The sequence below is a fragment of the Parendozoicomonas verongulae genome (assembly GCF_009711465.1).
In the GTDB taxonomy this organism is placed as follows: Bacteria; Pseudomonadota; Gammaproteobacteria; order Pseudomonadales; family Endozoicomonadaceae; genus Sansalvadorimonas; species Sansalvadorimonas verongulae.
Genome location: NZ_SMME01000730.1, coordinates 3,748 through 7,762, shown reverse-complemented (window position 1 = coordinate 7,762; position 4,015 = coordinate 3,748). Strand labels below are relative to the sequence as shown.

Annotated in this window: 4 protein-coding genes and 1 pseudogene; 2 read left to right on the top strand and 3 right to left on the bottom strand. The window is 46.6% G+C overall.

The genetic code is table 11. The features are described from left to right. Positions 1-174: 174 nt before the first annotated feature. From E1189_RS04210 to rfbB, 3 genes are read right to left on the bottom strand one after another with little or no spacing between them, the layout of a single operon-like run. Positions 175-576: a sugar 3,4-ketoisomerase gene (locus E1189_RS04210; protein ID WP_230460148.1), complete on the bottom strand. Its 402-nt coding sequence runs from the start codon at positions 574-576 to the stop codon at positions 175-177. Continuing rightward, the gene (gene rfbA / locus E1189_RS04205; RefSeq protein WP_155158813.1) at positions 573-1,454 is read right to left on the bottom strand and encodes a glucose-1-phosphate thymidylyltransferase RfbA; all 882 of its coding nucleotides are present in this window, start codon (positions 1,452-1,454) and stop codon (positions 573-575) included. Before rfbA ends, E1189_RS04210 begins: the two co-directional genes overlap by 4 nt. Before the next feature lie 3 nt (positions 1,455-1,457). Beyond that, positions 1,458-2,546, bottom strand: coding sequence for a dTDP-glucose 4,6-dehydratase (gene rfbB, locus E1189_RS04200; RefSeq protein WP_155158812.1), 1,089 nt, complete (start codon positions 2,544-2,546; stop codon positions 1,458-1,460). Positions 2,547-2,841: 295 nt separating this feature from the next. Here rfbB and E1189_RS04195 point away from each other — a divergent pair, with 295 nt between their 5' ends. Together E1189_RS04195 and E1189_RS23505 are read left to right on the top strand one after the other, a co-directional pair. Beyond that, on the top strand, positions 2,842-3,618 hold the full coding sequence (locus E1189_RS04195; RefSeq protein ID WP_155158811.1) for an AAA family ATPase: 777 nt from the start codon (positions 2,842-2,844) through the stop codon (positions 3,616-3,618). Positions 3,619-3,700: 82 nt separating this feature from the next. Next, positions 3,701-4,015, top strand: a pseudogene (locus tag E1189_RS23505) (hypothetical protein); the annotation flags it as partial.

The window sequence follows — 4,015 nt, the reverse complement described above, 5'->3', positions numbered from 1 at the left end:
CTTGCTCTCATTAATCACCCATGGACGCATGAAATCACGATTGGGTGGAAAGAAGAATTAAAAAAATTAATATGATGGCAGCCAGTGATAACAAGGGTTTTCATGATCTTTCCCTGACCTTGGAGCCTTCCCCAATATTTTCCGACTGAGCATCAGACAGCGGATGGATAAGCATCAGTTTATTGCCTTTAAAAATTGGCCGTAGCCACGGATATAGTCTGCTTCGTCATACAGCCCACTCGCCAGTACCATCAACACGCAATCATCAGTAAAATCATACATCTCATGCCAAAGCATCCTATCGATCAAGAGCCCAGTGGCGGGTGAGTCTAAGCGACATTCAATTTTTTCTCTGCCGTCATCCAATAAAAATGAGCAGGCACCTTTTACGCAGATCGCTACTTGTTCAAGGTCTTTATGAGCGTGAAAACCACGACGAGTGTTTTCCGGGGTACCATAGATATAATAAACTCGCTTGATTTCGAAAGGGATATTCTGATTCTGCTCTAGAGCAACCAACCCTCCACGACCATCGGCAAACTCTTTAAAATGTATATACTTGGGTTCCATCATCATATCTCTTGTTTGGTCTCCGAGGCTAGTCTCAACAAGTATTGCCCATAACTTGTCTTTCTAAGTGCTTCGCCTTTCACCACAACATCATTAAGAGTGAGCCAGTTATTATTGAAAGCAATTTCTTCCAAACAAGCCACTTTCATTCCCTGACGATGCTCAATAGTTTGAACAAAATGACCTGCTTCCAGAAGAGCATCATGCGTACCAGTATCCAGCCAAGCGAAACCGCGGCCCAATAGCTCAACATGGAGTTGATTCTGTTCCAGATAGGTTCGATTCAGGTCGGTGATCTCCAGCTCCCCTCGCTCAGAGGGCTGAATTTCCCGAGCCAAGTCCACGACATTATTATCGTAGAAATACAGGCCAGTAACTGCGAAGTTTGATTTGGGCTTCCTCGGTTTTTCTTCAATTGAGATAGCTTTCCCGTGCTCGTCAAATGCGACCACACCAAACCTTTCAGGATCACCGACATGGTAGCCAAATACTGTTGCCCCCACATCTCGGGCTGCGGCCTCCTGCAACTTCGGGGTAAAACCCTGCCCATAAAAAATATTATCCCCTAATACCAGAGCGACCTTATCGTTTCCGATAAAGTTTCGTCCTATTGTAAAAGCTTCAGCTAACCCTTTTGGTTCCCCCTGAATGGCATAACTCAGATTGATACCAAACTGGCTTCCGTCACCCAGAACATTAAAGAAATGAACCTGATCCTCAGGGGTGGTAATGACTAAAACATCCTGAATCCCTGCCAACATCAGTACTGACAAGGGATAATAGATCATGGGTTTATCATAAACAGGTAGAAGTTGCTTAGAGACCCCCTTCGTGATGGGGTGTAAGCGCGTACCACTTCCGCCAGCAAGGATTATACCTTTCATTATTTACTCCTTGATTGAACCTAGACGCTCGCGTTGGTAGCTGCCATCCTGCACATGTTGACACCATTTAATATTACTCAAATACCACTGAACCGTTTTTCTAAGGCCAGACTCAAAAGTTTCCTCAGGCGTCCATCCGAGCTCATTCTCAATTTTACTGGCATCAATAGCATAACGGAGATCATGACCAGGGCGATCTGTCACATAGGAGATCAAGTCTTCATAAGAGCCTACCCCTTCAGGCTTCTTCGGAGCGAGTTCTTCCAGTAATGCACAAAGGGTTCTCACTACGTCAATATTACGCTTTTCATTATGACCACCGATATTGTAGGTCTCTCCTACAACCCCCTCAGTTACAACTTTATGCAGAGCACGAGCATGGTCTTCCACAAAAAGCCAATCGCGAATCTGATCCCCTTTACCATAAACAGGCAATGATTTGCCTTCCAAAGCATTCAGAATAACCAGTGGAATCAGTTTTTCCGGAAAGTGATAAGGACCATAGTTATTAGAACAGTTGGTTACCAGTACCGGAAGGCCATAGGTGCGCATCCAGGCACGAACCAAATGATCAGAGCTTGCTTTACTTGCTGAATAGGGACTGCTTGGCTCGTAAGCGGTTGCTTCAGTAAACAGATGACCTGAAGCATCATCTGTTTCTGCTGGGTGAGGTAGATCACCATAGACTTCATCTGTGCTGATATGATGAAAGCGGAACTTTTGCTTGCGCTCCTCATCCATTTCCTGCCAATAGCTACGTGCTACTTCAAGCAGGGTGTACGTGCCCACGATATTTGTTTCGATAAAAGCTGCAGGACCATCAATCGAGCGGTCCACATGACTTTCTGCTGCCAAATGCATAACTGCATCAGGCTGGTGTATTGTGAACACCTCACGCATGGCATTAGCATCACATATATCAGCCTGAACAAACTGATAGCGCTCACTGCTCTCTATTGAAGCCAGTGACTCGAGATTCCCTGCGTAGGTTAATTTATCAACATTAACAATACTGTCTTGAGTATTATTTATTACATGCCGCACAACAGCCGAGCCAATAAAGCCCGCACCACCAGTCACAAGAATCTTCATTAATAACCACGCTACCGCCCCCCAGCTAAACACCCTCGCCGGAAAGCAGTTCTCAAATTGTCTGGTATATATGTTGGAAATTTTACGGCGAGCTATGTTACAGGTTCTCCCCCACCATCTCTACCGCTACACTCTGTAACGTTCTACGCATATCCGCACAATTGAGGGGCTTGGCAGGCAGGCAGGCAGGCAGGCAGGCAGGCAAAATACTAATCTCACAGCTCGCAACTGCCCAATAGTAGTACACTATCGTTTACTTTATTTTGACATTAGCCAGTTCATACCCAAATTGAGCATGAAACCACCAGTCATCAAACGCTTGCCTATAAAAGTCAGAGAGCCAGAAAGCCAACGCCTCCAGCACTGGAGTAAGACCGCAGCGAACGACCACAGGCTGCTCACTCTCATGGTTGGCCGACGCAGGGTTGGCAAAACAGCCCTACTCAGCCATGCCTTTCAAGATAAAGATCTTCCCCCCTTATACCTCTTCGTCTCAAGAAAACAGGAGTCATTGCTGTGTGACGAGTTCACTACTCAAATCAGAGAAATCCTCAGCATTCCCATTTTTGGAACGCCCACCAAACTGGCCGAAATTCTGGAAATTCTCCTCCAGTACAGCACCAGCACACCTCTCACTCTGATCATTGATGAATTCCAAGACATTCAGCGCATCAACCCGGCATTTTTCTCAGAGCTCCAGAATCTCTGGGATAGGTACAAATCACAAAGCCATATGCACCTTATATGCTGCGGCTCTCTCTACAGTATGATGACACGCCTTTTCCAGGATCGGAGAGAACCTTTATTTGGTCGCGCCGATAACCGCATCAATCTCCAGCCTCTGCGCCCCTGCTACCTTGCAGAACTATTATCAGACAGAGATCAACTATCACCTGCCACTCTCCTTCAATGGTTTATGCTCAGCGGCGGCGTTCCCAGATATCTAGAGATGCTTATTCAGGCATCTACGTCGGAGTCGCTGTGGCAAGAGCTGATAAGCGAGCACAGTTTATTTATTGAAGAAGGCCACTTTCGCCTTGCAGAAGAGTTTGGTCCAATGGCACTGACTTAAGGCTCCACACTTTGTCTGGCGGGGCTTGCCAGAGAGAGAACGATTATCTAAACCGTTCTTTTTTCCACCCCCCTGACAAGCCATGAAAAATTCTAGTTCAACCCTGAGAAAGCATGCTCAGAATTGCCTACTTCAGATGGCGCAATGTGCTGATGATCCCTTGTCCACGATTCTCACTGAAGATGACCTGCTGGACTTTCAGCAACGTTGTACAGGCAGGGTTCGCGATTACCCTGCGGTGAAAACCCTCTCCCTGTTCCTTCGTCAGGTGGTCAGTGAAAACAAGTCCTGCCGCAAGGCTCTGATAGCCGATGCCGCTGACCAGACCATTCTCAACAACAAACGACTGATAACCCATAACAGTGCCTACTGCAAAGCCCGCAAGCGGTTGGATGAA

Bases quoted from the DNA above. Each gene is read 5' to 3' on its own strand.
- E1189_RS04195 (WP_155158811.1), top strand. From the start codon at position 2,842: ATGAAACCACCAGTCATCAAACGCTTGCCTATAAAAGTCAGAGAGCCA.
- rfbB (WP_155158812.1), bottom strand. From the start codon at position 2,546: ATGAAGATTCTTGTGACTGGTGGTGCGGGCTTTATTGGCTCGGCTGTT.
- rfbA (WP_155158813.1), bottom strand. From the start codon at position 1,454: ATGAAAGGTATAATCCTTGCTGGCGGAAGTGGTACGCGCTTACACCCC.
- E1189_RS04210 (WP_230460148.1), bottom strand. From the start codon at position 576: ATGATGATGGAACCCAAGTATATACATTTTAAAGAGTTTGCCGATGGT.